Origin of the sequence: Phycicoccus sonneratiae, assembly GCF_016887965.1 — a bacterium.
GTDB lineage: Bacteria > Actinomycetota > Actinomycetes > Actinomycetales > Dermatophilaceae > Phycicoccus > Phycicoccus sonneratiae.
Window position 1 is genome coordinate 1 of record NZ_JAFDVD010000019.1, and the last position, 23426, is coordinate 23426.

Genomic DNA, 23426 nt, shown 5'->3' on the forward strand with positions numbered 1-23426 from the left:
CCGGGCCCCCCCCCCCCCCCCCGGCCGGGGCGGGGGGGGGGGGCGCGGGCCCCCCCCCCCCCCCCCCCCCCGGGAGGGGTCAGTGGCCGGGGTCGCCCAGGCGAGCAGGCCTCAGCGCAGGCCGGCGGCGTCGAAGGCGGTGGCGAGCCGGTCGGCGAGCGCGCCCTCCTGGCCGGCGAGGCGGTGCTGCTGGTACGCCGCCCGCACGGCGGCCATCGCGACGCGGGCGGTGAGCCCCGGCGCGAGGTCGACGGCCGGGTCGGTGCCGGTGCGCGCGTAGGCGGCCTCGACGAGGGCGGTCTCGAAGCGCTCGCCCGCCCCGGCGGCCTTGGCGGCGAGCTCGGGGGAGCGGGCGGCCAGCTCGCTGCGCATCCGCCACAGCTCGCGGTCGGCCTCGAGCCGCCGGACGTGCTCGGTGAGCACCGCGCGCAGCGCCTCGGCGGGTGTCTCGCTGGCCGGCCGCGCGAGGACCGCGGTGCGGACGGCGTCGGCGCGCCCGGCGTCGGTGTTGACGAGCGCGTCCTCCTTCGTCGCGAAGTAGTTGAAGAAGGTGCGGGGGGAGACCTCGGCGGCCGCGGCGATCTCGTCGACGGTGACCGCGCCGACGCCGCGCTCGACGGCGAGGCGCAGGGCGACGGTGTGCAGCCGCAGCCGCGTCTCCTCCTTCTTGCGGTCCCGGAGCCCGGGGCCGGGCCCGGGGCCGGTCGTCATCGCCCCAGTATGAACCCGGATGGATTTTGCAGTCGGTGCAAAAAGATATATGCTTGCGTCATGCAACCAACCGCCGACCCGCTCGTCACCGAGCACCTGTCGGCGATGTTCGGCCTCCTCGCCCGGGCCCACGTCGTCGACGGCCCGGTGTCCCGCCCCGAGTACACGCTGCTCGCCCTCACCGCGAAGCGGGGTCCGGGTCGCGCCTGCGACCTCGCCGACGCCGTCGGGCTCGACCAGTCGACGACGAGCCGGCGGGTCAGCGCGCTCGTCGAGCGCGGGTTCCTCGCCCGCACGCCGGACCCCGAGGACCGTCGCGCCCAGCTCGTCGACCTGACGCCGACCGGCCGGGAGGTGCTCACCGCCGAGCGGCGGCGCCGCGAGGAGCTCGTCGGCATCGCCCTCCACGACTGGTCGGCCGCCGACCGCGCGACCCTCGCCGACCTCCTCGGCCGGCTGCAGGCCTCGCTCACCGAGGTCGCGACCGCGCACGACCACCACGACCCCACCGTCCGCAGCGTCGCGGGCCCCGTCACCGTCTCCGGCACCACCGTCCGGGAAAGGACTCCTGCATGACCTCCGCGACCACCACGGCCCCCGCGCCGTACAAGCTGAGCCCCGAGGCCTCGCGCGTCTTCGTCGGGCTGATGCTCGGCATGCTCGTCGCCTCGATCAGCCAGACCATCGTCGGCCCGGCGATGCCGCGCATCGTCTCCGAGCTCGGCGGGATGGACCACTACAGCTGGGTCGCCACCGCCGCGATGCTCGTCTCGGCCATCACCGTCCCGATCGTCGGCAAGCTGTCCGACCTCTACGGCCGCCGCGGCTTCTACCTCGCCGGGCTCGTCGTCTTCATGGTCGGCTCGCTGACCGCCGGTCTCGCGCAGTCCTTCTGGGTGCTCGTCGCCGCACGCGCCATCCAGGGCCTCGGCATGGGCACGGTGATGCCGTTGTCGCAGACCATCATCGGTGACATCATCCCGCCGCGTCAGCGCGGGAAGTACCAGGGCCTCATGGGCGCCGTCTTCGGCGTCACCTCGGTCGCCGGCCCGCTCGCCGGCGGCTTCATCACCGACCACTGGGGCTGGCGCTGGCTGTTCTTCGCCGGCATCCCCGTCGGTGTCGTGGCCACGGTCGTCATCACCCGCTTCCTCCACCTGCCGCACGAGCGCCGCGAGGCGAAGGTCGACACGTGGGGGATCGGCACGCTGTCGGTCTCGCTCGTCGCGATCCTCCTCGCCACCTCCTGGGGCGGCACGACCTACGCGTGGGGCTCGGCCGTCATCATCGGCCTCTACGTGCTCGGGGTCGTCGGGCTCGTCGCCTTCGTCCTCGTCGAGCGCAGGGCCGAGGAGCCGGTCATCCCGTTGCGGCTCTTCCGGTCCCGCGTCTTCACCGCCGCGAACCTCGCCGCGTTCGGTCTGGCGATGGTGATGTTCGGCGCGATCATCTACATCCCGGTGTACGCACAGGGCGTCCTCGGCGTCGACGCGACGAACTCCGGCCTCATCCTCGCGCCGCTCATGGTCGGCTTCATCGCGACGGGCATCCTCACCGGGCTGGTCATCACCCGCACCGGCGTCTACAAGCCGTTCATGGCCGTCGGCGTCGTCGTCATGGGCGCCGGCCTCTGGCTGCTCACCCGGCTCACGTGGCAGTCCTCGCAGGCGCAGCTGACCGTCGCGATGGTCGTCCTCGGCGTCGGCATCGGCATGGCGATGCAGCAGTACACGCTCGTGGTGCAGAACGCCGCCGAGAAGCGCGACCTCGGGGTCGCGACCGCCTCGAGCCAGTTCTTCCGCAACGTCGGCTCGACCGTCGGCATCGCGATCTTCGGCACCGTCATGACGAGCGGCCTCGGGGCGGCCATCGCCTCGCACCTGCCCGCGGGCGCGGCCGCCGCGATGCCCGAGGGCGCCGCGAGCGCCGGCTCGGTGCTCGACCCCGCCGCGCTCCAGGGCCTGCCGCCGGCCGTCGTCGACGCCGTCCGGCAGGGGCTGGCCGACCAGCTGCACGAGGTGTTCGTCATCGGCCTGCCGGTCGTCGCGCTCGTCCTCGTCGCGACGCTCGCCATCAAGGCGCTCCCGCTGCGTGACTCGACGCACGCGGAGGGCACCGCCGGGGCGGCCGAGGAGGCCGGCCACGAGCTGCTCGACACGATGTCCCAGAGCGCACCGGCCGAGGAGCCGGTGCCTGCCCAGACTGCTCCGACGAACAGGGCGTCGGAGCCGGCCGGCGTGCGCTGACCCCCTCGCGCCACGCCGGACGAGGCCCCCCGCTCCGTGGAGCGGGGGGCCTCGTGTCGTGGCGGCGGGGGGTCAGCCCTGCGGGGGCGCGATGTCGGTCTGCGCGGGCAGGTTCGCCACGCCGACCGGGCAGGTGAGCCCGTTCGGGCCGTGGTTGCAGTAGCCGCCGGGGTTCTTGTGGAGGTACTGCTGGTGGTAGTCCTCCGCGTACCAGAACGGCCCGGCCTGCTCGGCGCTCGCGATCGTCGTCGTGATGGTGCCGCGCCCGGCCTGGGTGAGGACGCCCTGGAAGGCGTCCCGGGTGGCCTCGGCGGCGGCCGCCTGGCCGGGCGTCGTCGTGAAGATCGCCGACCGGTAGGCGGTGCCGACGTCGTTGTACTGCCGGTTGCCCTGCGTCGGGTCGTGGTTCTCCCAGAACGCCTTGAGCAGCAGCTCGGGGGAGGTGACGGCGGGGTCGTAGGCGACGAGCACCGCCTCGGCGTGGCCGGTGCGACCGGTGCACGTCTCCTCGTAGGTCGGGTTCGGGGTGAAGCCGCCCATGTAGCCCGCGGCCGTCGTGACGACGCCGGGGAGCTTCCAGAAGATGCGCTCGACACCCCAGAAGCAGCCCATCGCCACGTAGAGGACCTCGGTGCCGTCGGGCCACGGGCCCTCGAGCGGGGTGCCGAGGACCTCGTGGGTGACCGGCACGGGGAAGACCCGGTGGTCGCGGCCCGGCAGGGCCTCCTCGCGGGTCGGGAGGGTGGTCTTGGCACGGGAACCGAACAGCATGTCGGGTCCAACGGCAGGGGATGGCACGGTGTTCCTCGTGACCCCGCCCGACCTCGCCCTCGTCCCGGTGTCAGGACTCGACACCGACCCCACCGCCCGTGCCCGCTTCGACACCTGGGCCCGCCTGCTCGAGGAGGTGGCCCGCGACGAGCAGGGCGAGGACCACGACGCCTGGAGCGCCGAGGAGCTGCGCGGGCTCGAGGGGTCCGCGTCCAAGCGCCGCCGCCAGGTGCTCGCGGTCGACGGCGACGAGCCCGTCGGAGCGGGCGGCATCATCGCCCCGCTGCTCGACAACGAGGCCACCGCGCAGGTGTTCGTCGCGGTCCTGCCGGCGCACCGACGGCGCGGCGTCGGGGACGAGCTGCTGCGCTGGGTCGAGGGCGAGGCGCGCGGGCTGGGTCGCGCGACGCTGCACGCCGAGACGCAGTGGGGTGCCGACACCGACGAGGACCCGTTCGCCGGGTGGGTCGAGCGGCACGGCTTCGAGGCCGCGCAGACCGTCCTGCGCTCCGACCTCGTGATGGGTGAGAGGACGGTGTCCGTGCCGGTCGTGGCCGACGGCTACCGCCTGGAGACCCACGTCGACGTGATGCCCGAGGCCGACCTCGCCGACCGCGCGTTCCTCGCCCGCCGGATGTCGACCGACGTCCCGCTCGGGGACCTCGAGCTCGCCGAGGAGGAGTGGGACGAGGGGCGCGTCCGGGGCGAGGACGAGCGGACGCGGGCGATGGGGCGCCGGGTCGTGTCGACCTTCGTGCGCGACCTCGGCACCGGTCGGCTCGTCGGCTACACGAGCATCCAGTGCCCCGTGGGTACGCCGCACCTCGCCTTCCAGCACGACACCCTCGTCATCCGTGAGCACCGCGGCCACGGGCTCGGGCTCGCGCTCAAGCTCGCCAACCTGCAGGCGCTCGCCCGGGCGCTGCCCGAGGTGTCGGTCGTCCGCACCTGGAACGCCGAGGAGAACGCGCACATGCTGGCCGTCAACCGCCTCCTGGGCTTCCGGCCGAGCGGCCGGCTGCGGGCCTGGCAGAAGCGACTGGCCTGACGTGGGTCCGGCCCCCGGGCGGCGCCGACCGATGGTGCGGGCCCTACGCTCGGAGGATGACTCTCGAGCACCTCGGCTTCTCGTCCCGCGCCATCCACGCCGGGCAGGAGCCGGACCCCACGACCGGAGCCGTCGTCCCGCCCATCCACCAGGTGAGCACCTACAAGCAGGACGGTGTCGGCGGCCTGCGCGGTGGCTACGAGTACTCGCGCTCGGCGAACCCGACCCGCGCCGCGCTCGAGGAGTGCATCGCGGCGCTCGAGGGCGGTGAGCGCGGGTTCGCGTTCGCCAGCGGCCTCGCCGGCGAGGACACCGTGCTGCGGGCGCTGCTCTCGCCGGGCGACCACGTCGTCGTCCCGTCGGATGCCTACGGCGGGACCTACCGGCTGTTCAACCGGGTGGTGCGGGCGTGGGGCGTCGAGCACTCGATCGCCAAGGTCGCCGACGTCGAGTCCGTGCTGGCGGCGATGCGTCCGGAGACCCGCATGGTGTGGGTCGAGACGCCGACCAACCCGCTGCTCGGCATCGCCGACGTCGCGGCCATCGCCGAGGTCGCCCACGCGGCCGGCGCGCTGCTCGTCGTCGACAACACCTTCGCCTCGCCGTACCTCCAGAACCCGATCGCGCTCGGCGCCGACGTCGTCGTGCACTCGACGACGAAGTACGCCGGCGGGCACAGCGACGTCGTCGGGGGAGCAGTCGTCGTCGCGCCCGGGGCGCAGACGCACGATGGCGAATCGGTCGCGGAACGCGTTGCCTTCCACCAGAACTCGATGGGCGCCGTCGCCGGTCCGTTCGACGCCTGGCTCGTGCTGAGGGGCCTCAAGACGCTCGCGGTGCGGATGGAGCGCCACTGCGACAACGCCGAGGCGGTCGTCGACTTCCTCCAGTCGCACCCGGGGGTCACGTCCGTGCACTACCCGGGGCTGCCCGACCACCCGAACCACGACGTCGCCGCGCGCCAGATGAAGCGCTTCGGCGGCATGGTCGCCTTCCGCGTCAAGGGCGGCGAGGACGTCGCGGCCAAGGTCTGCGGCGAGACCTCGCTGTGGACGCTCGGGGAGTCGCTCGGCGGTGTGGAGTCGCTCATCGAGCACCCGGGCCGGATGACCCACGCCTCGGTCGCCGGCACCGAGCTCGAGGTGCCGGCCGACCTCATCCGGCTCTCGGTCGGCATCGAGGACGTCGAGGACCTCGTCGCCGACCTGCGCCAGGCGCTCGACCGCCTGACCTGAGTCCGGAGGGGCTGGCGGTCACAGGAGGCGCACAGCGGACCCACACGGCGCACCTCGTCCCGGTTCCTACGGTCGTCGGGACGACACCGCCCCGGAGGTACCCCGATGACCCGCACCGAGCCCACCCGCCCCACCCACCCGACCTACGAGGGGCGTAGCCTGCCCCGGCCCGGGGAGGAGGTCGTCGACCAGGGCCTCGCCTTCGACCTCGGCACCCTCTTCGACCGACGCCGCGCGCTCCAGGTGCTCGGCCTCGGCGTCGCCGGCGGGGCGCTCGCCGCGTGCGGCACCGGGTCGTCCGGCAGCGGGTCGAGCGCGACGGCCTCCTCGAGCGCCTCGAGCACGGCGAGCGCGTCGGCGAGCGCCACCGCGTCCGGCACCCTCACCGAGATCCCGGACGAGACGGCCGGCCCGTACCCGGGCGACGGCTCGAACGGCGCCGACGTCCTCGAGCAGAGCGGGGTCGTGCGCGATGACATCCGCAGCAGCTTCGGCAGCTCGACGACGACGGCCGAGGGCGTGCCGATGACCCTGACGCTCACGGTGCTCGACATCGCCGGTGGCGGGGGCCCGATGGTCGGGGCGGCGGTCTACGTCTGGCACTGCGACCGCGACGGCAACTACTCGATGTACTCCGACGCGGTGAAGGACGAGAACTACCTGCGCGGCGTCCAGGTGACCGACGACGCCGGCGCTGTGACCTTCACGAGCATCTTCCCGGCGTGCTACTCGGGCCGCTGGCCGCACATCCACTTCGAGGTCTACCCGGACGAGGCGAGCATCACCGACTCGACCAACGCCATCGCCACGTCGCAGGTGGCGCTGCCCAAGGCCACCTGCGACGTCGTCTACGCGACGAGCGGGTACGAGCAGTCGGTGTCGAACCTGTCGCAGCTGTCGCTGACGACGGACAACGTCTTCGGCGACGACGGCGGGGTGCACCAGCTCGGGACCGTGTCGGGCAGCGTGTCGGCGGGGTACGCCGTGGCCCTCACGGCGCCCGTGGACACGACGACCGCGCCCACGGGTGGGTCGATGGGTGGCGCGGGTGGCCCGGGTGGCGCGGGCGGGACGCCGCCGTCCGCCCCCGCGAGCTGACGGCGGGGCTCGGTTCGTCGCCGGGTGCGCATCCTGGACCCACGGCAGGCCCGGCCGTCGCCCGGGCGGTGAGGAGGCACCTGTGTCGTCGCGGACTCCTTGCTCCCCGCAAGGGATCGCTTGCCAGGCGCACGGGATCGCTTGCTCGTCGCACGGGATCGCTTGTTAGGTGCAAGGGATCGCTTGCGACCGGCAAGGAGTGCTGGAGCCCATACCAGCCTCTCCGCCGGCCCCCTCGCCTCAGCGGGTCGGCACCCGCCGGCGCCGGCCGGCCCGCACCGACCACTAGGGTCGGGCCCCGTGGGTGCGGTCCTGTGCGTCGACGTCGGCTCGACGTTCACCAAGGCGCTGCTCGTCGGCGACGACGGCGCCGTCCTCGGCAAGGCCTCGCACCCCACCACGGTCGGCACCGACGTCATGGACGGCGTCGACGCCGTGCGGGACGAGCTGCGCGCCACCGCCCCAGCCTCCGCGCCGGACGCACCGCAGGCCACCCTCCTCTGCTCCAGCGCCGGCGGCGGGCTGCGCCTCGCCGTCGTCGGCTACGAGCGGGAGGTGACGGCCGAGGCCGGCTTCCGGGTCGGGCTCTCGGCCGGCGCCCGGGTCGTCCACGTGACCTCCGGCCCGATGACCGGCCCGGACGTCCGAGCCCTGCGCGCCGCCCGCCCCGACCTCGTCCTCCTCGTCGGCGGCACCGACGGCGGCAACGCCGACGTCCTCCGGCACAACGCCCGTCGGCTGGCCCGCGCCCGCCTCACCCCGCCGGTCGTCGTCGCCGGCAACGCCGACGCCGCCGACGAGGTGGCCGCCGAGCTCGCCGCCACCGCCCGCCGCCACGTCGTCACCGCCAACGTCCTGCCCCGGATCGGCGAGGTCGCCCCCGAGGCGGCCCGCGCCGCCATCCGCGAGGTGTTCCTCACCCACGTCATCGGGGGCAAGGGCCTGTCGCGGGGCCGGGGGTTCACCGAGCTCGTCCGGGCCGCGACGCCGGACGCCGTGCTGCGCGGCGTCGAGGTGCTCGCCGAAACCCGGGGCGAGGACGTCCTCGTCGTCGACGTCGGGGGAGCCACGACCGACGTGTACTCGGTCATCACGCCCCAGGGCGAGGACGCGACCATCCACCGCGAGGTCGTCGGCACCGTCTGGCACGCCCGGACCGTCGAGGCCGACCTCGGGATGCGCTGGAACGCCGAGGGCGTGCTCGAGGCCGCACACCGGGAGCGGCTCGCCCTCCCACCGACGCTGCCCGCCCACGCCGCCCGCGTCGTCGCCGACGCCGGGTTCGTCGCCACGAGCCCCGGCGACTGGGCCGCCGAGGAGGCCCTCGCCGGCGCCGCCGTGACGGTGGCCCTGCGCCGCCACGGCCGTCCGGCACCGGGGGAGCGGCCCCGGCCGCTGGCCGACGTGGGCCTCGTCGTCGGTTCCGGCGGCGTGCTGCGCCACGCGGCCCCCGACGCCGCCGCCCGGGTCCTCGCCCCCGCCCTCACCGACCACGCCGGCGGCTGGCGGGTGCCCGACCGGGCCACCGCCGTCGTCGACCGCGACTACGTGCTCTTCGCCGTCGGCCTGCTCGCCGACACCGACCCGGCCCGCGCCCGCGCCCTGGCCGCCTCCCTGGGGGCCGGGGAAACCGGGTGACCCTGTCGGCGGTCCGGTCTAGCGTGCAGGTATGAGTGGAGCACCCGCCATCGAGGCCGTCGACCTCGTCAAGCGCTTCGGCGACTTCACGGCCGTCGACGGCGTGAGCTTCTCGGTCCCGGAGGGCACCGTCTTCTCGATGCTCGGGCCCAACGGCGCCGGCAAGACCACGACGGTGCGGATGATGACCACCCTCTCGCGCCCCACGAGCGGCACCGGCCGGGTCGCCGGGCTCGACGTCGTCCGCGACGCCGACGCCGTCCGTCAGCGGATGGGGCTCACCGCGCAGTCGGCCACCGTCGACGAGCTGCTCACCGGCCGCGAGAACCTCCGGCTCGTCGGCGACCTCTACGGCCTCGACCGCCCCACCGTCCGCCGTGTCGCCGACGAGCTCCTCGAGCGGTTCTCCCTCGACGAGGCCGGCGACAAGGTGGTCAAGGAGTACTCCGGCGGGATGCGCCGGCGCCTCGACCTCGCCGCGAGCCTCGTCGCCACCCCACCGGTCCTCTTCCTCGACGAGCCCACCACCGGCCTCGACCCGCGCAGCCGCGTCGAGCTGTGGGGCGTCCTGCGCGACCTCGTCCGCGACGGCACGACGCTCTTCCTCACGACGCAGTACCTCGACGAGGCCGACCAGCTCGCCGACCGCATCGTCGTCGTCGACCACGGCCGGGTCATCGCCGACGGCACGCCCCTCGAGCTCAAGGACCGCTCGGGACGCGCCAGCCTCGTCGTCGCCGTCAGCCGCGGTGACGAGGTCCGCGCCGCCGAGGAGATCGTCCGCAGCGAGGTCGGCGAGCTGCACGTCGACCCCGACGCCCGGCGCATCACCGCCCCCGCCGAGGGCGTCGCCGCGCTCACCCGCATCGCGGCCCGGCTCGACGAGGCCGGCATCGAGCTCGACGACATCGGCCTCCAGCGGCCCAGCCTCGACGACGTCTTCCTCCACCTCACCGGCCACCGGGCCGAGGAGACCGCCGACGCCCCCGCCGCCGTTCCCGCCGAGGCCGAGGAGGCCGTCCGATGACCACCGCGCAGGAGCACTTCCACGCCGTCCACACCACCGCCGGCCGCCCCAACCCGGCCCGGCAGGTCTGGGCCCTGGTGCGGCGCAACCTCACCCACATCAAGCGCCAGCCCGAGATGCTCACCGACGTCACCATCCAGCCGGTGATGTTCGTCCTGCTCTTCGCGTTCGTCTTCGGCGGCTCGATCGCCATCCCCGGTGTCGACTACAAGGAGTGGCTGCTGCCGGGGATCATGGCCCAGACGATGACCTTCAGCGCGTTCATCGTCGCCATCGGCCTCAACACCGACCTCGGCAAGGGCATCGTCGACCGGTTCCGGTCCCTGCCCATCGGGCGCTCGTCGGTGGTCGTCGCCCGCAGCGTGTCGAGCATCATCCACTCGATGATCGGCATCGTCGTCATGTCGGTCACCGGCCTCTTCGTCGGCTGGGGCATCCACGAGGGTGTGCTGCGCGGGCTCGCCGGCTACGGGCTGCTCGTCCTCTTCGGGTTCGCGATGATCTGGGTCGGCATCCTCTTCGGCTCGGCGCTGCGGTCGGTCGAGGCCGTGCAGGGCGTCATGTTCACGACCGTCTTCCCCATCACCTTCCTCTCCAACGCCTTCGCCCGCACCGACGTCATGCCCGACTGGCTGCGCTTCCTCGCCGAGTGGAACCCGATCAGCGCGCTCGTCCAGGCGCTGCGTGAGCTGTGGGGCAACGACGGCATCCCGCTGCGTGAGGGCGCCGCCCTGCCGCTGCAGCACCCGGTCCTCACGACGGTCATCTGGGCGGTCGGGCTCTCCGCCGTGCTGGCGCCGCTCGCCGTCCGGGCCTTCGTGGCGCGCACCAACGACTGACCGCGCCCCCGCCCCGGCGTGCTTCGATGGCGCCATGACCGCCGTGCGCCTCGTCGACGTCTTCTCCGACCGCCCGTTCCGGGGCAACGCCCTCGCCGTCCTCCACGACGCCGACGACCTCACCGACGAGGAGATGCTCGCCGTCGCGCGGTGGACCAACCTCTCGGAGACCACCTTCCTCCTCGCCCCCACCGACCCCGGCGCCGACTACCGGGTGCGCATCTGGACCATCGGCGGCGAGCTGCCGTTCGCCGGCCACCCGACCCTCGGCAGCGCGCACGCGTGGCTCGAGGCCGGGGGCGCGCCGCAGCGCGACGGGGTGGTCGTCCAGGAGTGCGGTGCCGGGCTCGTCGAGGTGCGCCGCGACGACGGGCGGCTGCGGTTCGCCGCGCCCCCGCTGCGCCGCTCGGGGCCGGTCGACCCGGCCGAGCTCGAGCGGGTCGTCGCGGCCCTGCGCCTCGACCCGGCCGACGTCCTCGAGGCGGCGTGGGTCGACAACGGACCCGGATGGCTCGGCCTGCTGCTGCGGTCCCCCGAGGCGGTGCTGGCCGCCGACCCCGACCGGGTCCGGGCCTCGGGGATGAAGGTGGGCCTCGCCGGCCGGTACACGGACGGCGAGCGCGACGACGGCGTCGCGCTCGAGGTGCGCGCCTTCTACTCCGACGACCGGGACTTCGGCGAGGACCCCGTCACCGGCAGCCTCAACGCCGGCCTCGCCCAGTGGCTGGTCCCCGCCGGCCACCTGCCGGAGCGGTACGTGGCCGCGCAGGGCACGGTCATCGGCCGCGAGGGCCGGGTGCACGTCGCGGTCGAGGACGGTGTCACCTGGGTCGGCGGCGCGACGCACACCCTCGTCGCCGGCGAGCGCCCCGCATCCATCCACTGAGTGCGCAGAACCCACCTCGACGGGCCTCCGCGAAGGTCCCTCGGGTGGGTTCTGGGCACTGGGTGGGCCGGGTCGGCCCGGCGCCGGGAGGGGTCAGCCGGTGTAGGGCGTGGCCTTGAGGATCTTGACCTCGATCTGCTTGCCGTTCGGCGCCTCGTAGGAGACGGTGTCGCCGACCTTGTGGCCGTTGACGGCCGCGCCGATGGGGGACTTCTCGGAGAAGACCTGCATCGAGGAGTCGGTGATCTCGCGGGACCCGAGGAGGAACTCCTCCTCGTCGCCGAACATGTCGACGGTGACGATCATGCCGGGCTCGACGATGCCGTTGTCCTTGGGCGTCTCGCCGATGACGGCGTTCTCGAGGAGCTGGGTCAGCTGGCGGATGCGGGCCTCCATCTTGCCCTGCTCCTCCTTGGCCGCGTGGTAGCCGCCGTTCTCCTTGAGGTCGCCCTCCTCGCGCGCCGCCTCGATCTTCTTGGCGATCTCGGTGCGCCCGGGGCCGGTCATCTCCTCGAGCTCGCCCTTGAGCCGGTCGTACGCGGCCTGGGTGAGGAAGCTCTGGTTGGTCGTCGTCTCGGACACGGGTGATCAGCTCCTGCGGTACGTGGGCGCCGGACCCTCGCGGGGAGCGCCGAGGGTGCTACGGCAACGGGCCCGGGGCCGACCGCTGTGGCTCAGCGGTGCGTCGGACCCAGACCCGAACGTGAAGCGACCAGTCTAGCAACGCCGGCCCCGGGAAGCACATCCGTTCCCACAGGTCAGCCCCTGGGAGCCACCCGCGTGCACGACTCGACGACGCCCGTGACGGCCCGCGCGCTGGTGCGCACCTCGACGACGCGGTGGACGACCGCCGGCCCCGTGGCGGGGACGTCGTCGGAGACCACGCCGACCCGGCCCTTGCTGCCGTCGAGGGCGCTGACCCGGCAGGTGACCGCCGTCCCCTCGGGCCGGGCAAGGTCGTAGCCGACCCGGGTCAAGGCGTCGGACTCGACCTGGTAGCCGGTGACGGTCGGCACCACCTGGCCCGACGTCGTCGTCCACCCGTACCAGGCGACGACGGCCACGGCGGCGAGCACGGCGAGCAGCGCGGCGCCGGCGCGGCGGCCGGACGGGGTCCGCAGGTCGGGCAGGCGCATGGTGCTCCTCGGAGGGTCTTCGGACAGTGAGAGGATGGGACCCGCTCATTCTCGGGTACGCCCGACACCTCCGCACCGAAGGGTCCTCCATGTCCGAACGCCTCCGGCTGATGTGCGTCCACGCGCACCCGGACGACGAGTCGAGCAAGGGCGCGGCGACGATGGCCAAGTACGTCGACGCCGGCCACGAGGTCCTCGTCGTCTCCTGCACGGGAGGCGAACGGGGAGACATCCTCAACCCCCGCCTCAAGGACGACATCCACATCCTGCGCGACCTCGCGCAGGTGCGCCGCGACGAGATGGCCCGCGCGCAGGAGATCCTCGGCGTGCAGCACACCTGGCTCGGCTTCGTCGACTCCGGCCTGCCCGAGGGTGACCCGCTGCCGCCGCTGCCCGAGGGCTGCTTCGCGCTCGAGCCGCTCGAGGTCACCACCGAGGCGCTCGTCCGGGAGATCCGGCGGTTCCGCCCGCACGTCGTCACGACCTACGACGAGAACGGCGGGTACCCCCACCCCGACCACATCATGTGCCACGACGTCTCGGTCGCGGCCTTCGAGGCGGCGGGCGACCCGGCTCGCTTCCCCGACGCAGGCACGGCCTGGCAGCCGCTCAAGCTCTACTACAACCAGACCTTCAGCCGGGCCCGCATCGAGGCCTTCCACGAGGCGCTCACCGCCCTCGGCGAGGAGAGCCCGTACGCGGAGTGGCTCGAGAACTGGGACCGCACCGACCGGGTCGTCACCACGCGGGTCGAGTGCTCGGCCTGGTACGACCGCCGCGACGCCGCCCTGCTCGCGCACGCCACCCAGGTCGACCCCGACGGCACGTGGTTCCGGGTGCCGCGCGAGGTGCAGGCCCGGGTCTGGCCGATCGAGGAGTACGAGCTCGCCGCGTCGTTCGTCGAGGTGCCCGACGACGAGGACGACCTCTTCGCCGGCCTGCCCGCCGACGTCGAGGGCGCCGACGCCCTCGCCACCTCGGGCGAGCTCCCCCTCGTCCACGACACCCGAACGGAGCGTGCGGCGTGAACGACTCCCCGCCCGACGTCTCGACCGGCTTCCTCGCCTTCCTCGCCTTCGCGTTCCTCGCGCTGGCGCTCTGGTTCCTCATGCGGAACATGAACGCGCGGATGCGCCGGATGTCCTACCGCCAGCAACGGGCCCACCGCGGCAAGGACGACCCGCAGGCCGGCCCGGACGACGTCGACGACGCGCCCGGTGCGGACCCCGGCCCGGCGGGCGGCGGAGGTCCCGGCAGCGGCGGAGGCAGCGGGGGCTGACCCCGCGCGGCTCAGGCCGCGGGGCCGGTGAGCGCGAGCGAGGCCGCCACGAAGTGGGCGGTGAACGCGAGCACGGTGAGGGCGTGGAAGACCTCGTGGAAACCGAACCAGCGCGGGGAGATGTTCGGCCGCTTGATGCCGTAGACCAGGGCCCCGAGGCTGTAGAGGACGCCGCCGACGACGACCCAGGCCATCACCGCGCCGCCGGCGTGCTGGAGCAGCGGGCCGAAGTAGAAGACGGCCACCCAGCCGAGCATCACGTAGACCGGGGTGTAGAGCCACCGCGGGGCGCCGGTCCAGAAGACGCGGAACAGCACGCCGAGGACCGCGCCGGTCCACACGATGACGAGCAGCGTGCGGGCCTGGTCGGCCGGCAGCAGCAGCGCGAACGGCGTGTAGCTGCCGGCGATGATGAGGAAGATGTTCGAGTGGTCGAGGCGGCGCAGGACGCCCCCGACCCGCGGCGACCACGTGCCGCGGTGGTAGACCGCCGAGGTGCCGAAGAGCAGCACGGCCGTACCGGCGAACACCGCCGCCGAGACCTTGCCCTCGGTCGTCGAGGCGAGCACGACGAGGACCACGCCCGCGACGAGCGCGACGGGGGTCATCCCGGCGTGCAGCCAGCCGCGCAGGTGCGGCTTGACCTGCTGGAGGGCGGCCTCGACCCTGCTCTCGAGTGCTTCGAGGCGGCCCGGGTCGGGGGCGGTCGGCGGGTGCTCGTCCATGTCGCGAGGGTAACCTACGCAACCGTAGGTTGACAGCCCGTCGACGCCTCCGCCGGGGTGAGCCCGAGCACGCCGCGCCCCGCGGCGGGGGTGCCGCGGCGCGCCGCGGCGCCGGGTCGCCGGCACCGTGACACGGAGTAGCGTGGACCGCGTCGTCCCGGACCCCCGGGGTCGCGGCGGACGGAGCGCTCGGGAGGACGTGAGGCATGCGGCGGCTCAGCGACGTCGTCTATGCGGCGTACGCCAAGCGGCTCGCCCGGCAGCTCGGGTCCGGACCCATCCCCCGCCACGTCGGGGTGCTCGTCGACGGCAACCGCCGCTGGGCGAAGCTGCGCGGGGCCGGGACCGAGGAGGGGCACCGGGCCGGCGCCGACAACATCCTCAACGTCCTCGCGTGGTGCGAGGAGGTCGGGGTCGAGGTCGTCACCCTCTGGCTGCTCTCCACCGACAACCTCAACCGTCCCGAGGGCGAGCTGCGGCCGCTGCTCGGCATCATCGAGGACTCCGTCGACGCCTTCGCCGCGACGATGCGCTGGCGGATCAACCCGGTCGGCGCCCTCGACCTGCTGCCGGCCGCGACGGCCGAACGGCTCAAGGCCGCCGCCGAGCGCACGCGTGAGGTCGACGGGATGATCGTCAACGTCGCCGTGGGGTACGGCGGCCGGCGCGAGATCACCGACGCCGTCCGCAGCCTGCTCCAGGAGCACGCGACCCGCGGTACGAGCATCGAGGAGCTCGCCGAGCTCATCGACGTCGAGCACATCGCCGAGCACCTGTACACCAAGGGCCAGCCCGACCCCGACCTCGTCATCCGCACCTCGGGGGAGCAGCGGCTCTCGGGGTTCCTCCTCTGGCAGAGCGCGCACAGCGAGTTCTACTTCTGCGAGGCCTACTGGCCCGACTTCCGCAAGGTCGACTTCCTCCGGGCGCTGCGCGCCTACGGCGAGCGGCACCGCCGGTTCGGCACCTGACGGCCGCGCCCGGGGCACGGCGCTGACCTGCGGCGCAGCGGATCGGCCGGGTCCCGGTCCGAAGGGGTGAGCCCTCCATGACGAACGGGTGAATTGCCGCCCCAGACGCACCACCAGTCACACCGGCCACAGGGGGCGCGACACGCCGGGCGGGCAATCCCGGGCCCCGGCGGGGGCGGTCGTAGCGTCGATCCCACGCGACCTCCCCACCACCAGGAGCGACTATGGCCTCGAGCACGACATCGGCAGGCACCACGCGACGGGGGAAGGAGCCGCGCCGGACCTTCGTGCTCGACACCTCGGTCCTCCTCAGCGACCCGAGGGCCATCCTCCGGTTCGCCGAGCACGAGGTCGTCCTGCCCGTCGTCGTCGTCACCGAGCTCGAGGGCAAGCGCCACCACCCCGAGCTCGGGTACTTCGCCCGCACCGCGCTGCGGATGCTCGACGACCTGCGCATCAAGGCCGGTCGCCTCGACGCCCCGGTGCCCGTCGGCGACGCCGGCGGCACGCTGCGCGTCGAGCTCAACCACACCGACCCGATGTCGCTGCCGGCCGGCTTCCGGTTGGGGGACAACGACACCCGCATCCTCGCCGTCGCGCGCAACCTCGCCAACGAGGGGCACCTCGTCACCGTCGTCAGCAAGGACCTGCCGATGCGGGTCAAGGCGTCGGCCTGCGGCCTCGACGCCGAGGAGTACCGCGCCGAGCTGGCCGTCGAGTCCGGCTGGACCGGCATGGCCGAGCTCGAGGTCGCCGTCGAGGAGATGGACCACCTCTACGAGTACGGCCGCCTCGAGAACGTCGCCGCGGCCGAGATGCCGTGCCACACCGGCCTCAAGCTCCTGTCCCCGCGCGGCTCGGGCCTGGGCCGGGTCGGGCCCGACAAGCAGGTGCGCCTCGTGCGCGGCGACCGCGACGCCTTCGGCCTGCACGGCCGCAGCGCCGAGCAGCGCATCGCCCTCGACCTGCTCCTCGACCCCGACATCGGCATCGTCAGCCTCGGCGGACGCGCCGGCACCGGCAAGTCCGCGCTCGCCCTGTGCGCCGGCCTCGAGGCGGTCATGGAGCGGCGTACCCAGCGCAAGGTCGTCGTCTTCCGGCCGCTCTACGCCGTCGGCGGCCAGGAGCTCGGGTACCTGCCGGGGTCCGAGGCCGAGAAGATGAACCCCTGGGGCCAGGCGGTCTTCGACACCCTCTCGGCGCTCGTCTCGCGCGAGGTCGTCGAGGAGGTCCTCGACCGCGGGATGCTCGAGGTGCTGCCGCTCACGCACATCCGCGGGCGCAGCCTCCACGACGCGTTCGTCATCGTCGACGAGGCGCAGAGCCTCGAGCGCAACGTCCTCCTCACCGTGCTCTCCCGCATCGGGCAGAACTCCAAGGTCGTGCTCACCCACGACGTCGCCCAGCGGGACAACCTGCGGGTCGGCCGGCACGACGGCGTCGTCGCGGTCGTCGAGGCGCTCAAGGGGCACCCGCTCTTCGCCCACGTGACGCTGACCCGCTCCGAGCGCAGCCCCATCGCGGCCCTCGTCACCGACCTCCTGGAGGGCATCGAGGTCTGACGCCGAACGGCCGGTGACCTGCTCGTCTGTGTGGATGCTCAGGCGTCGATTTCGACCCGGCGCGCCTTTTCCCTAGGCTAAGGTCTCGATTCCGTAACGCCCGGTGCGTGATGCGCCACGCCCGAACCACCCCTGCCGGAAGGTCCGACCGCTCCACCATGGCCCGCTACACCCCTCGTCATGCCCCGCGCCACGCCGCCCCCAAGCGGTCGCTGGGGCGGACGGCCGTGTCGGTCGTGGGGCGTCCGCTGGTCTCGACGAGCCTCATCGCGGCCGTCGTCACGAGCGGGGTCGCGGTCAGCGGGGCCTTCGAGGACACCGCGAACGCCGACCCGCTGAGCCTCGGCGCGGTCGACGACGCCACGGCCGCCGCCTCGACGCTCGAGAGCGAGGTCGCGCTCCAGGACTCCGCCCGGGTCGCCGCCGACCGGTCGGCCACGAACAGCCAGCGGGCGGTCGTCGCCGCCCGTGCCGACGAGGCCGAGCGGGCCAAGGCCGCCGCCCTCGCCAAGCAGCGCCGCGAGAAGGCCGAGCGCGCCGCCCGCGCCGCCGAGCGCACCCGCGTCCTCAAGAACGCCCAGGACGACCCCAAGGCCGTCGCCCGCCTCCTGCTGCCCGAGTTCGGGTTCAGCGAGGCCCAGTGGCCCTGCCTCGACCAGCTGTGGATCGGCGAGAGCGACTGGCGCTGGTGGGCCTCGAACTCCTCCTCGGGCGCCTACGGCATCCCGCAGTCGCTGCCCGGCAACAAGATGGCCACCGTCGCCGGCGACTGGCGCACCAACCCGGTCACCCAGATCACCTGGGGCCTCGACTACATCAAGCGCTCGTACGGCACGCCGTGCAACGCCCTGTCGCAGTGGCAGGCCCGCTCGCCGCACTGGTACTGAGCCACCTCGACGTCCGCGCCCCGGCCCCCCGGCAGGGGCGTTCGTCGTCCGTCAGGCGCTGAACAGCGGCGAGGTGCCCGGCGGAGCGGGCGAGCGCTCGGCACCCTCCGCGGTGAGCTCCGCGCCCGCGGCGTCGGCGCGCTCCCGCAGGCCACCGACGAAGTCGTGCACCCCGGGGTGTCGCAGGTCGTGGAACGGCGAGACCATGCGGACGTAGAACGAGCGGCCGTCCCGCAGCGCGACCCACGGCCGGGAGGCGGGCGAGAGCGTGACACGCACGAGGTCGGCCAGGGCCACGTCCCGGCGGACGACCCGGCCCTGGACGACGAGCCGCTCGCGCGTGACGGTGGCCTTGCGGCGCAGGTCGGTGAGGCCGTAGAGGCCGAGCAGGGTCAGGGCCGCCCCGGCGAACCAGGTGCCCTTCACGAGCAGGGCCACGCCGATGACGAGGGCGATGGCGCCGACCACGGCCTGGGCGAACCGCCGCGAGCTGTGCGGGCGGCCCACGAGGGGTTCGGTCGCGCTGTCCATGGCCCCGATCCTAGGAACGAGGCTCAGATCTTGCGCAGCCGGATGCTCGTCACCGCGTGGTCGCGGCCCTTGGTGAGCACGAGGGTGGCGCGGTCGCGGGTGGGCACGATGTTCTCGACGAGGTTGGGCTCGTTGATCGCGGCCCAGATGCCGGTGGCGGTCTCGCGGGCCTCGGCGTCGCTGAGCGCCGCGTACCGGTGGAAGTAGGACTGCGGGTCGGCGAACGCGGTCTCGCGCAGGCGCAGGAAGCGTTCGACGTACCAGTGTCGGATCTCCTCGACGGGCGCGTCGACGTAGACGGAGAAGTCGAAGTAGTCGGAGATCGCGCCGGTGTTCGACCCGTCGGTGCGCACGGCCGGCGGCTGGAGGACGTTGAGCCCCTCGACGATGAGGACGTCCGGCCGCTGCACCTGCACCCGTCCCGGCAGGACGTCGTAGGTGAGGTGCGAGTACTGGGGCGCCTCGACGACCGGCATCCCGGACTTGACGTCGGCGATGAACCGCAGCAGGGCGCGCCGGTCGTACGACTCGGGGAAACCCTTGCGCTGCAACAGTCCTCGCGCCTCGAGCTCGGCGTTGGGGTGGAGGAAGCCGTCCGTCGTCACCAGCGCCACGCGGGGCGTCTGGGGCCAGCGGCTCATCAGCTCCTTGAGGATGCGGGCCGTCGTCGACTTGCCGACGGCCACCGACCCGGCGACGCCGACGACGAACGGCACGCGGGTCGGGCGCTCGCCGAGGAACTCCGAGGTCGCCAGCCGCAGCCCGTGGACGGCCTCGACGTAGAAGTGCAGCAGCCGCGAGAGCGGCAGGTAGACGTCCTCGACCTCGCGCAGGTCGAGCCGGTCGCCGAGGCCGCGCAGCCGGGCCAGGTCGTCCTGCGTGAGGCTCATCGGGTGCTCCTCGCGCAGCCGCGACCACGCCTGCCGGTCGAGGTCGACGTACGGCGTCGGGACGGCGGCGTCGTCGGCGACTCCGAGGCGCACGAGGGCCTGCTCGGCTGCGGTCACGCCGCCATCATCGCGCATCGCCTCGACGGGCCGGGGGAGGCCGGGGGAGGACCGGCCCAGCGGCTACGCTGGCCGCCATGTGCGGAATCGTCGGCTACGTGGGCCGGACCATGGACGGCACGGCGCTCGACGTCGTCCTCGAGGGCCTGACCCGGCTCGAGTACCGCGGGTACGACTCGGCCGGCGTCGCGCTCGTCACCGACGACGGGGTGAGCACCGAGAAGCGGGCCGGGAAGCTCGAGAACCTTCGCTCGGCCCTCGAGGCGCACCCGCTGAGCGACGCGCGCACGGGCATCGGGCACACCCGCTGGGCCACCCACGGCGGCCCCACCGACGGCAACGCCCACCCGCACCGCGGCGGCGAGGGCGACCGGCTGGCGCTCATCCACAACGGGATCATCGAGAACTTCCACGCGCTGAAGAAGGAGCTGCTGGCCCAGGGGGTCGAGTTCCGCTCCGAGACCGACACCGAGGTCGCCGCCAAGCTCGTCGGCCGCGAGTACGACCGGCTCGGCGACCTCACCGAGGCGATGCGCGCCGTCGTCGGGCGGCTCGAGGGGGCCTTCACCCTCCTCGCCGTGCACGCCGACAGCCCCGGCGTCGTCGTCGGCGCCCGCCGCAACAGCCCGCTCGTCGTCGGCCTCGGTGACGGCGAGAACTTCCTCGGCAGCGACGTCGCGGCGTTCATCGGGTACACGCGCCACGCCGTCGAGCTGGGCCAGGACCAGATCGTCACGATCACGCCGGACGGCCACTCGGTCATCGGCTTCGACGGCTCGCCCGCCGAGGGCAAGGCCTACGAGGTGACCTGGGACGCCGCGGCCGCCGAGAAGGGCGGCTACGAGACCTTCATGGAGAAGGAGATCCACGAGCAGCCGCACGCCGTCGGCGACACGCTGCTCGGGCGCACCGACGAGTCCGGCGCCCTCGTGCTCGACGAGGTGCGCATCCCCGAGGAGCGGCTGCGCGCCGTCGAGCGCATCACGATCGTGGCCTGCGGCACCGCGTCGTACGCGGGGATGGTCGCCAAGTACGCGATCGAGCACTGGACCCGCATCCCCGTCGAGGTCGCCCTCGCCCACGAGTTCCGGTACTGCGACCCGATCGTCGACGAGAACACGCTCGTGGTCTCCATCAGCCAGTCCGGCGAGACGATGGACACGCTCATGGCCGTCAAACACGCCACCGAGCTCGGCGCGATGACGCTGTCCATCTGCAACACGCACGGCTCGACCATCCCGCGCGAGTCCGACGCGGTGCTCTACACGCACGCCGGCCCCGAGATCGCGGTGGCGTCGACCAAGGCCTTCCTCGCGCAGATCACCGCCTGCTACGTCCTCGGTCTCTACCTCGCGCAGCTGCGAGGCGAGACCTACGCCGACGACGCCAAGGCCGTCATGGCCGAGCTGCACGAGATCCCGGCGAAGATCGAGGACCTCCTCGGCCGGATGGGCCGGGTCGAGGAGATGGCCGAGTTCATGGCCGACACCCGGACCGTCCTGTTCCTCGGGCGCAACGTCGGGTTCCCGGTGGCGATGGAGGGCGCGCTCAAGCTCAAGGAGCTCGCCTACATCCACGCCGAGGGGTTCGCGGCCGGCGAGCTGAAGCACGGCCCGATCGCGCTCATCGAGCCCGGGCAGCCGGTGTTCGTCGTCGTGCCCGGGCCGGACACCCCGCACGAGCTGCACAAGAAGGTCGTCTCGAACATCCAGGAGATCCGGGCCCGCGGCGCGCGCACCCTCGTGATCGCCCACGACGGCGACGAGGACGTCGTGCCGTTCGCCAGCGAGGTCATCCGCATCCCGCGGTGCTCGCCGATGCTCGCGCCGCTGCTGGCCGTCGTGCCGCTCCAGGTGTTCGCGCTGCACCTCGCGTCGGCCAAGGGGCTCGACGTCGACCAGCCCCGCAACCTCGCGAAGTCGGTCACGGTCGAGTGACGCCGGTGGCGCGGTGATCGTCGGCGTCGGGATCGACGTCGTCGACGTCGCGCGCTTCGGGGCCGCTCTCCAGCGCACGCCGCGGCTCGGGGAGCGGCTGTTCACTCCGGCCGAGCGGGTGCTGCCGCTCAACTCGCGGGCGGCCCGGTTCGCGGCCAAGGAGGCGCTGGCCAAGGCGCTCGGCGCCCCGGTCGGGCTGCACTGGCACGACGCCGAGGTGACGCGGGGGCCCGACCGCCGGCCGGCCTTCACGCTCCGGGGCACTGTCGCGGCGGCCGTCGCCGAGCTCGGCATCACCGACATCCACGTCTCGCTCTCGCACGACGCCGGCATCGCGTCCGCGGTGGTCGTGGCCGAGCGGCAGGAGGGTCCACGGTGATCGAGGGGTTCGGGACGGACGCGGTGTACGCCGCGGAGAAGGCCCTCATGGCCCGCCTCGAGGACGGCGAGCTGATGGCGCGGGCGGTCGAGGGGCTGGCCGCGGTGGCCGACGCGCGGCTGACCGAGCGCGGCGGGAGCTCGGTGGTGGCGCTCGTCGGACCCGGCAACAACGGGGCCGACGCGCTGTACGCCGCGGCGCGGCTGGCCGAGGCGGGATGGAGCGCCGCGGCGGTGCACCACGAGGACGTGCACGCCGGGGCGCGGGAGGCGGCCGAGGCCGCCGGGGTGGTGCTCGGTCGTGACGCCTCGGTGGTGGCCGAGGCCGACCTCGTGCTGGACGGCGTGCTCGGCATCGGCGCGCGGCCGGGCCTGCCGGACTGGGCGGCGGCGTGGGTGGCGGCCGTGCCGGAGACGGCGTACGTGCTGGCCGTCGACCTGCCGTCGGGGCAGGACCCCGCGGGGGCGGTGTTCGACGGCCGGGGGGTCATCGCGGACGAGACCGTCACCTTCTCGGTGGCCAAGCCGGTGCACCTCCTGCCCCCGACCGAGCAGGCGTGCGGCGCGCTGACCGTCGTCGACATCGGGATCGAGGTCGACGCGACGCCGGTGGTGCGCCGGCTGGACCACGACGACGTCGCCGCGCTGTGGCCGGTGCCGGGGCCGGGAGACGACAAGTACTCGCGCGGGGTGCTGGGGGTCGTGGCCGGCGGTGAGTCGTACACCGGGGCGGCCGTGCTGTGCGTGACCTCGGCCGTCGAGGCCGGGGCGGGGATGGTGCGCTACGTGGGGACGCCGACGCCCGCCGGGCTGGTGCGGGCGGCGGTGCCGGAGGCGACGCACGGGGTCGGGCGGGTGCAGGCCTGGGTCGTCGGGCCGGGGCTCGACACGCTGTCGCGGGCGGCGGGGTCGCGGGCGCAGCTCGACGTGGCGCGGGACGCGCTCGCCGGTGAGGAGCCGGTGGTCGTCGACGCCGGGGGGCTCGACCTCCTGACGGCCGGGGTGCTGCGTGGTCGTCGCGACCGGGTGACGCTGCTGACGCCGCACGCAGGGGAGTGCGCGCGGCTGCTCGGCCGGCTCGGGGAGGAGGAGGTCTCGCGCGGGGAGGTCGAGGGGGCGCCGCTGGCGTCGGCGCGCCGGCTGGCCGGGCTGACCGGGGCGACGGTGCTGCTCAAGGGGTCGACGACGCTCGTCGTGCCGCCGGGGGAGGGCTCTCCGGTCTGGTCCCAGGCCGACGCGCCGCCGTGGCTGGCGACGGCGGGGGCCGGTGACGTGCTCGCCGGGCTGGTGGGGACGCTGCTCGCGGCCGGGTTGCCGGCGGACGAGGCGGGTGCCCTGGGGGCGCTGGTGCACGGGGTGGCGGCCGAGCGGGCCTCCGGTGGGGGCCCGGTGCGGGCGCTGTCGGTGGCCCGGGCCCTGCCGGGTGCGGTGGCGGGGCTGCTGCGGCGCTGAGGGGTCCGACCTCGGACGTGAGGGGCGCAGCCGACCGGAGCGCGACGCTTCCTGAGAGCCCG

24 protein-coding genes are annotated in these 23426 nt (G+C 73.9%); 17 read left to right on the forward strand and 7 right to left on the reverse strand.

Annotated elements, in window-relative coordinates:
• Positions 1–111: 111 nt before the first annotated feature.
• On the reverse strand, positions 112–711 hold the full coding sequence (locus tag JQN70_RS16045) for a TetR/AcrR family transcriptional regulator (protein WP_204132385.1): 600 nt from the start codon (positions 709–711) through the stop codon (positions 112–114).
• A 60-nt stretch (positions 712–771) separates the two neighbouring features.
• Here JQN70_RS16045 and JQN70_RS16050 point away from each other — a divergent pair, with 60 nt between their 5' ends.
• On the forward strand, positions 772–1287 hold the full coding sequence (locus tag JQN70_RS16050; RefSeq protein ID WP_204132386.1) for a MarR family winged helix-turn-helix transcriptional regulator: 516 nt from the start codon (positions 772–774) through the stop codon (positions 1285–1287).
• Complete coding sequence (locus JQN70_RS16055; protein WP_204132387.1) at positions 1284–2957, forward strand: MDR family MFS transporter; 1674 nt, start codon at positions 1284–1286, stop codon at positions 2955–2957. The genes JQN70_RS16050 and JQN70_RS16055 overlap by 4 nt, the downstream gene beginning before the upstream one ends.
• Positions 2958–3029: 72 nt before the next feature.
• Here the strand turns inward: JQN70_RS16055 and msrA are convergent, their stop codons facing one another.
• Entirely contained in the window at positions 3030–3728 is a 699-nt protein-coding gene (msrA, locus tag JQN70_RS16060; RefSeq protein ID WP_204132388.1) for a peptide-methionine (S)-S-oxide reductase MsrA, read from the reverse strand.
• 37 nt (positions 3729–3765) lie between these two features.
• Between msrA and JQN70_RS16065 the strand changes: the two genes are divergently transcribed.
• The 7 genes from JQN70_RS16065 (at position 3766) to JQN70_RS16095 (ending at position 11499) form a co-directional block, all read left to right on the forward strand.
• Positions 3766–4776: a GNAT family N-acetyltransferase gene (locus JQN70_RS16065; RefSeq protein WP_204132389.1), complete on the forward strand. Its 1011-nt coding sequence runs from the start codon at positions 3766–3768 to the stop codon at positions 4774–4776.
• Between the two features lie 56 nt (positions 4777–4832).
• Complete coding sequence (locus JQN70_RS16070) at positions 4833–6011, forward strand: cystathionine gamma-synthase (RefSeq protein ID WP_204132390.1); 1179 nt, start codon at positions 4833–4835, stop codon at positions 6009–6011.
• 105 nt (positions 6012–6116) lie between these two features.
• On the forward strand, positions 6117–7109 hold the full coding sequence (locus JQN70_RS16075; RefSeq protein WP_204132391.1) for an intradiol ring-cleavage dioxygenase: 993 nt from the start codon (positions 6117–6119) through the stop codon (positions 7107–7109).
• A gap of 300 nt (positions 7110–7409) precedes the next feature.
• Entirely contained in the window at positions 7410–8747 is a 1338-nt protein-coding gene (locus JQN70_RS16080; protein WP_204132392.1) for a glutamate mutase L, read from the forward strand.
• A gap of 31 nt (positions 8748–8778) precedes the next feature.
• On the forward strand, positions 8779–9774 hold the full coding sequence (locus JQN70_RS16085; protein ID WP_204132393.1) for an ATP-binding cassette domain-containing protein: 996 nt from the start codon (positions 8779–8781) through the stop codon (positions 9772–9774).
• Entirely contained in the window at positions 9771–10613 is an 843-nt protein-coding gene (locus tag JQN70_RS16090; protein ID WP_204132394.1) for an ABC transporter permease, read from the forward strand. The genes JQN70_RS16085 and JQN70_RS16090 overlap by 4 nt, the downstream gene beginning before the upstream one ends.
• 34 nt (positions 10614–10647) lie before the next feature.
• On the forward strand, positions 10648–11499 hold the full coding sequence (locus JQN70_RS16095) for a PhzF family phenazine biosynthesis protein (protein WP_204132395.1): 852 nt from the start codon (positions 10648–10650) through the stop codon (positions 11497–11499).
• Positions 11500–11592: 93 nt separating this feature from the next.
• Here the strand turns inward: JQN70_RS16095 and greA are convergent, their stop codons facing one another.
• Positions 11593–12081, reverse strand: a complete 489-nt coding sequence (gene greA / locus JQN70_RS16100) for a transcription elongation factor GreA (RefSeq protein WP_204132396.1) — start codon at positions 12079–12081, stop codon at positions 11593–11595.
• A 176-nt stretch (positions 12082–12257) separates the two neighbouring features.
• Entirely contained in the window at positions 12258–12635 is a 378-nt protein-coding gene (locus tag JQN70_RS16105; RefSeq protein WP_204132397.1) for a DUF4307 domain-containing protein, read from the reverse strand.
• Between the two features lie 89 nt (positions 12636–12724).
• Between JQN70_RS16105 and mca the strand changes: the two genes are divergently transcribed.
• Both mca and JQN70_RS16115 read left to right on the forward strand, forming a co-directional pair.
• Positions 12725–13663: a mycothiol conjugate amidase Mca gene (gene mca, locus JQN70_RS16110; protein ID WP_204132398.1), complete on the forward strand. Its 939-nt coding sequence runs from the start codon at positions 12725–12727 to the stop codon at positions 13661–13663.
• Positions 13660–13914: a hypothetical protein gene (locus tag JQN70_RS16115; RefSeq protein ID WP_204132399.1), complete on the forward strand. Its 255-nt coding sequence runs from the start codon at positions 13660–13662 to the stop codon at positions 13912–13914. The genes mca and JQN70_RS16115 overlap by 4 nt, the downstream gene beginning before the upstream one ends.
• Positions 13915–13925: 11 nt before the next feature.
• Here JQN70_RS16115 and trhA read toward each other — a convergent pair whose 3' ends face one another.
• On the reverse strand, positions 13926–14639 hold the full coding sequence (trhA, locus tag JQN70_RS16120) for a PAQR family membrane homeostasis protein TrhA (protein ID WP_204132400.1): 714 nt from the start codon (positions 14637–14639) through the stop codon (positions 13926–13928).
• Positions 14640–14845: 206 nt separating this feature from the next.
• Between trhA and JQN70_RS16125 the strand changes: the two genes are divergently transcribed.
• The 3 genes from JQN70_RS16125 to JQN70_RS16135 all read left to right on the forward strand — a co-directional run bounded on the left by JQN70_RS16125 (position 14846) and on the right by JQN70_RS16135 (position 18059).
• A complete protein-coding gene (locus tag JQN70_RS16125; protein ID WP_204132401.1) occupies positions 14846–15610 on the forward strand; it encodes an isoprenyl transferase in 765 nt (254 codons plus the stop codon).
• A gap of 224 nt (positions 15611–15834) precedes the next feature.
• Entirely contained in the window at positions 15835–17172 is a 1338-nt protein-coding gene (gene phoH2 / locus JQN70_RS16130; protein WP_204132402.1) for an RNA 5'-3' helicase PhoH2, read from the forward strand.
• Between the two features lie 158 nt (positions 17173–17330).
• Positions 17331–18059 (forward strand): aggregation-promoting factor C-terminal-like domain-containing protein, encoded by a 729-nt coding sequence (locus JQN70_RS16135; protein ID WP_204132403.1) that lies wholly within the window; start codon positions 17331–17333, stop codon positions 18057–18059.
• A gap of 51 nt (positions 18060–18110) precedes the next feature.
• Here JQN70_RS16135 and JQN70_RS16140 read toward each other — a convergent pair whose 3' ends face one another.
• Together JQN70_RS16140 and coaA are read right to left on the reverse strand one after the other, a co-directional pair.
• Complete coding sequence (locus tag JQN70_RS16140) at positions 18111–18590, reverse strand: hypothetical protein (RefSeq protein WP_204132404.1); 480 nt, start codon at positions 18588–18590, stop codon at positions 18111–18113.
• A gap of 23 nt (positions 18591–18613) precedes the next feature.
• A complete protein-coding gene (gene coaA / locus JQN70_RS16145; protein ID WP_204132405.1) occupies positions 18614–19615 on the reverse strand; it encodes a type I pantothenate kinase in 1002 nt (333 codons plus the stop codon).
• 59 nt (positions 19616–19674) lie between these two features.
• On the opposite strand from coaA, the gene glmS reads away from it, so the two are divergent.
• From glmS to JQN70_RS16160, 3 genes are read left to right on the forward strand one after another with little or no spacing between them, the layout of a single operon-like run.
• On the forward strand, positions 19675–21534 hold the full coding sequence (glmS, locus tag JQN70_RS16150) for a glutamine--fructose-6-phosphate transaminase (isomerizing) (protein ID WP_204132406.1): 1860 nt from the start codon (positions 19675–19677) through the stop codon (positions 21532–21534).
• Positions 21535–21547: 13 nt separating this feature from the next.
• Positions 21548–21913, forward strand: a complete 366-nt coding sequence (locus JQN70_RS16155) for a holo-ACP synthase (RefSeq protein WP_204132407.1) — start codon at positions 21548–21550, stop codon at positions 21911–21913.
• On the forward strand, positions 21910–23364 hold the full coding sequence (locus tag JQN70_RS16160; protein ID WP_307836032.1) for a bifunctional ADP-dependent NAD(P)H-hydrate dehydratase/NAD(P)H-hydrate epimerase: 1455 nt from the start codon (positions 21910–21912) through the stop codon (positions 23362–23364). The genes JQN70_RS16155 and JQN70_RS16160 overlap by 4 nt, the downstream gene beginning before the upstream one ends.
• Positions 23365–23426 lie beyond the last annotated feature (62 nt).